A 1,324-nucleotide genomic window follows, 5' to 3' on the forward strand; every position below is an offset into this window, starting at 1 on the left:
TTAGTAGCAACCACATCATCTGTTTCTTCAACTTCGGTTTCTGCATGATTAATGCTTCCATACATATCTTCATACAGAAGAAAATCAATATAATAATCAGCAAAAGATAAGTCTGCTAAACCTGCATTATTTTGCTTTATATCCTTAGGGTAATTAATGACAAAGCAGTTTTTCAGCCAGAATTGAATCGCGTCACTTTCACTTTTATTTTTGTTCTTAGCTAATTGATTTAAGCCGGTTGAAATATTCTGAATAAATTCATTTAAAGTAGTAGGTGGTTGCTGTTGTTTAAGGATTTTCACCAGTTCACCTGCCTCAGCAAAAGTAACGCTACGCTGAGTATTGCCGAATAAATCATACAGAGTAGTGTGCGGATTATTTAAAATATTATAGGCTGTGACCAATTGATACAGGCGCAGGACTGCGGGATGCAATTTATTAAGTATGCGTGAAAGCAGCATGGAATTAAGGTTATCCCACTTGATAAATTTTGCTTTTTCAATTGCGTTATAAAGTTGTGCAAATCCACTCATACTGGCCACAGAACGATTAAGCAATAGCAAACAATTGATTTGCTCATTATCGTGTAGCGATAGAGCAAGATGTGCAATAAACTGATTAATTATCGTTTCATCCTTATCTCTTTCAGTAGCTCCTGCTTTAAGGCAGTAAAATTCAACTTTTCCATTTGTCCTATCTGGATCAATTGGTTTTTGCGCCAAGTCATCATTTCTGATTTTATTAATCAGATTAATAATTTGTATCTGCGAGCGCCGGTTAAAATCTTTAACAATTTTTTCCAGTTTAATTTCTTTCTTACCCTCGGCCGATATTTCCCGATAAATATTCTCAATATGATTACCCACACCACTATCATAAATATTTTGTTTACTATCACCAAAATACCCTACCAGCCATCGTTCTGGATGGGCGTATTGCTGTAAATAAGCCATTAGCTTTATAACAGACTCATTAGTGTCCTGATACTCATCAATAAAAATATAAGGATATTGGTCAGTGAGCAGTTTTTTGAACACATCATATTCCTTAACTAATTCTAGACTGTATTCGAGCAAAGTATCGTGGCTGAATTTCAGTGAGGCCAGAAGATCAGAATTAGAATTGCTGTCATATTCTATAGATGGTTTTTTATTTTTATCCGTTTGATTTATATCTTCTAGCGCATGCGTATAGCTACGCAGCCGGTTAATAAGCCTAAAAAAATTTTTAAAATCGCTGATATTTTTTAGAGCTTTGGTTAGAGCACTTTTCAAATCCTCTTGAGCCAGTCCTATCATTTTTTCTCTAAATTTATTTGCTTTAG

1 protein-coding gene is annotated in these 1,324 nt (G+C 34.5%); it reads right to left on the minus strand.

Features of this window, described 5'->3' with window-relative positions; genetic code table 11:
* Positions 1 to 1,324 (minus strand): UvrD-helicase domain-containing protein (locus tag ACGH80_RS11735; protein WP_411631222.1); only part of this gene is annotated, 1,324 nt, incomplete at both ends.

Origin of the sequence: Gilliamella sp. BG1 (assembly GCF_046635625.1) — a bacterium.
GTDB classification, from domain to species: Bacteria; Pseudomonadota; Gammaproteobacteria; order Enterobacterales; family Orbaceae; genus Gilliamella; species Gilliamella bombi.